This window comes from bacterium (assembly GCA_019912885.1).
Taxonomy (GTDB): domain Bacteria; phylum Lernaellota; class Lernaellaia; order JACKCT01; family JACKCT01; genus JAIOHV01.
On the sequence record JAIOHV010000096.1, the window covers coordinates 1 to 3,663 of the forward strand.

Sequence of the window (3,663 nt, forward strand, 5' to 3'; positions counted from 1 at the left end):
GACCGGCGGCGAGGGCGCGATCGCCGAAGTGGACATCGCGCGAAAGGGGCGACAGCGCGCGAGCCGGGCCGAGCCCTTCGGCGCGCGCCAGCGTGACGCGCACGCTTTCACCCGCGATCTCGCGCACCTGATAGATGTGGAGCGCGCCGTCGTATCCCCACTCGATGTGCACGTCGACGCCGCGCCGCGCGGCGATGCGCGTGGCCGCGCCGGCGGCGAGCTGCACGGCGCTTTCGGCCTCGGTCGCGGGATCGATCGATCCGGCCGTCGCCTCGACCGCCCCGGACGGACGCAGGAGCAGCGTCGCGCGTCCGCCGCGTTCGATCTCCACGAGGCGCGCGTCGCGCCTTCCCGTCGAGATGTCGAACGATGCGGCCGTGCCGCCGAGCGTTTCGCGAATTTGGCGCTGGACGATGACCGCAAGCCGGGCTTGCCGGCGCGTGCCTTTCGCGGACTCGTAACGCGCGCGCGCGCCGCCGCCGGCCGAGGCGAGCACGTCTTCGATGGCGCGGGCGATGGCGTCCTCTTCCGGCGCGACGTCGAGCACCGAGCGGAAAATGCCCGCGTACGATGCATCGCGCGCGTCCTCCGCGGTGAAGGAGGAGCGAACGATGAGGGAAGAGGATTGAGGATAGAGGATTGAGGATTGAGTGCCGGTGGCGGGACGCGCCGCGTCGAAATGACGAACGATCGACCGGGCCGCGCGGCGGGCGTGGGCGGCGCGCCTTTCGGGCGGCGCGGATTCGGGCAGGCTACGCACGGCGACGCCAGGAGGGACGAGTTCGCCTTCACGAAGCGCACGGGCTAGCTCCACGGCTTTCGCGCCAAAATGGCGTCGCGCCCGCGCGGTGTCAGGCAGCCGATCAAACGGCACGACAAGGCGCGGCGGCGCGAAAGCGCGGACGAGCCGAACAACGGCGTATATCGCTGCACCCAGGCCGAGGGCACCGGTGACAAACGCCGCGCCGCCGGCCGCTCCGGGCGAAATCAGCGACGCGGCGATCGCGGCGGCGAAAGCCAATAACAACGCGACGACATACGCCGCCGCAAGTACGAGGAACACCGGCGCCGCGGCGAGAAGGCCGAGGTAGACGCCGATCGCCGGTGGCGCGCCGTGTGCAAGCAGGCCGGAGAGAAGCCGGACGATCGAAGGCAATACGTACGCGAGTACGCCGGTGAGATTTGGAAATAGCGGTGGCAAATCGTTGGGGACGAAATTCATGAGCCCGTTACCGTGACGGAAGAAGTCGCCATCCGCCGCGTAGCGGTTTTCGCGCCGGGGCCGCGTTTGCGAACGCGTCTTCGCGGCGCGCGGGTATCAGGAGGCGGCGTAAGCGCGCCCACGCGGGGTTTCGCTGCGGAAAATTACGAATCGCGGTCGGCATGGAACGTGCTTTAATCCGGGGTGGAGTGGTCCCGCTCCGTGCCGGTCGTGGTTCGCCGGCCACGGGTCGCGTCTGGTTGTGCGAGTGCCCGGCGTGAGAATTCCGGCGGGCACAGGCGCCGGCAAGGAAAAACAAACGTGGCTGGTAAGCCCGGCCGGCCATGTTGCAATGTCGGGGGGCTCTCCCTAAACTTGGGCGCCGTTTGCGCCCCGCCGGCGACGCCCGAACCAACGAATCACGCGGACGCGACGGGGGAAAACGATTGCTCCTCGAGCTTCTGAAAAAATATTTCTGGATCGCCAAGCTCGTCTTCGTGGCGATTTTGGCCTCCGAGATCGCGATGCTCGTGAACACGCGCGTCGAATCGCGGCTCGCCGAGCAGGTCCAGGTGGATGTCGCCGACGTCAACGTCAAAACCCCCAACGCCTTCGTTTCCGTGACCGAATACGTACCGATTTACAAGAACAACCTGTTCAACAACGACTACGTCTACGTCGAGAAATCCGACGCGGCCCAGGTCGTCGCGCCGCGCGACTACCGGCTGATCGGCACGATCGCCTGGGGCGAGCCGCAATATTCCATGGCCGTCATCAATACGGTGCAGACAAACGACACGAAGGTCTACCGCGTCGGCGAGGACCTGGCCGACAACGCTTACGTGAAAAAGATCGAGCGCCGGCGCGTGACCGTCGATCGGGAAGGCACGGAGATCGTGCTGGAATTGCCCGACGAACCCACGCAGCTTGCCGCCGTCAGCCCCATCGTCGCCAACGTGGAGCTTGGCGACGAGCAGATCAAGCAGGTGGGCGAAGGTCAGTTCGTCGTCTCGCGCGACGTGATCGAGGGCGGCTTCAACAACCCGGCCATGTGGATGAAGGGCGCCCGCGTGATGCCGAACTTCGAGAAGGGCAATATCGCGGGGTTCAAGCTCCTGCGCATCAAGCCGGACAGCCTGTATTCCAAAATCGGCCTGAAGGACGGCGACGTCATCCGGCGGATCAACAACATCGAAATCCGCGGCCCGGAGGACGCCTTCCGGCTGATGTCCGAGCTGCGCGGAGCGAAGACCGTATCGCTTGACATCACCCGTGGCGGGCAACGACAGTCCTTTTCCTATCAGGTACGCTAAGTCGCGGACTTCGCGTCCGCTTTTCAGGGGCCCTATGACCTTTGGCCGACCGATGCGATGGATTTTTCCGGCCGTGTTTTTCGCGGCGTTTTTCGTCCTGGCGCTGCCCGCGACCGACGCGCGCGCGCAGGACACCCCCACGCCCGAGCCGACGGAGCCGCCCGGGGCCGACGAGGGCGAAATCACTGTCACGCCCGATCCCGAACCGGGCAAAAAGGCGTTTCCGAAGCTGACGGATTCCGACGCGACGGTCGCCCTTGATTTTACGGACACGGATATCAAGGAGATCGTGAAGATCATGGCCGAGATGACCGGCCAGAACTTCCTGGTCGACAAGACCGTTTCCGGCACCGTGACGATCATCAGCCCGACGAAAGTGACGCCGCGTCAGGCCTACGACATCTTCACGTCGGTGCTTGCGGTCAACGGCTTCACCACGGTGCAGGTCGGCAAGATTACGAAGATCATTCCGATCAAGGACGCGCAGACGGCGGCGATCAACACGAACGTCTCCCGCCTGCCGCGCTCGAACGACGAATTCATCACGCAGCTCATTCCGCTGAACTACATCGACTCAAACGACGTCGCGACCGCGTTCCAGGCCTTCGTGTCCGCGGACGGCAGCATCTTCGCCTACGGCCCGTCCAACATGGTCATCGTGATGGACAATTCGGCCAACATCCAGCGCATCATGAAGATCCTGCAACGCCTGGACGTGGCCGGCGCGGAACAGGAGGTGGTCGTTCTTCCGTTGCGTTACGCGTCCGCGGAGATGCTGGCGGACGTGATCCTGGAGCTGTTCGAGGGCGAGGATGGGGGCGGCGGAAGCCAGGTGGGCGCTGCGCAGAACCTGCGCGATCTTCGCCAGCGCTTCGCGCAACGGCGCCAGCAACTGCAACGCCGGGGCGGTCCCGCGGCGGCGCTTGGTCAAAGCGGGTCGATCGAATCCAAGGAATCGACGAAGGTTTTGGCCGACATGCGGACCAACAGCCTGATCGTCAAGTCGAGCAAGGTCGGCATCCGGCAGATCCAGTCGCTCGTGACGCGGCTCGATACGCCGCTTCCCGGCGGCGAGGGTAAGATCCACGTCGTCTATCTGGAAAACGCGAACGCGGACGAGCTGGCCATGACGCTCGCGGACCTCGCCGG

Annotated in this window: 3 protein-coding genes; 2 read left to right on the forward strand and 1 reads right to left on the reverse strand. The window is 65.4% G+C overall.

Features of this window, described 5'->3' with window-relative positions; all coding sequences use genetic code 11:
- Positions 1-1,222 (reverse strand): PEP/pyruvate-binding domain-containing protein (locus K8I61_08290; GenBank protein ID MBZ0272022.1); only part of this gene is annotated, 1,222 nt, incomplete at its 3' end.
- Positions 1,223-1,647: 425 nt separating this feature from the next.
- Between K8I61_08290 and K8I61_08295 the strand changes: the two genes are divergently transcribed.
- The gene (locus K8I61_08295) at positions 1,648-2,514 is read left to right on the forward strand and encodes a hypothetical protein (GenBank protein ID MBZ0272023.1); all 867 of its coding nucleotides are present in this window, start codon (positions 1,648-1,650) and stop codon (positions 2,512-2,514) included.
- A 52-nt stretch (positions 2,515-2,566) separates the two neighbouring features.
- The coding region (locus K8I61_08300; protein ID MBZ0272024.1) for a hypothetical protein at positions 2,567-3,663 on the forward strand (1,097 nt) is incomplete at its 3' end.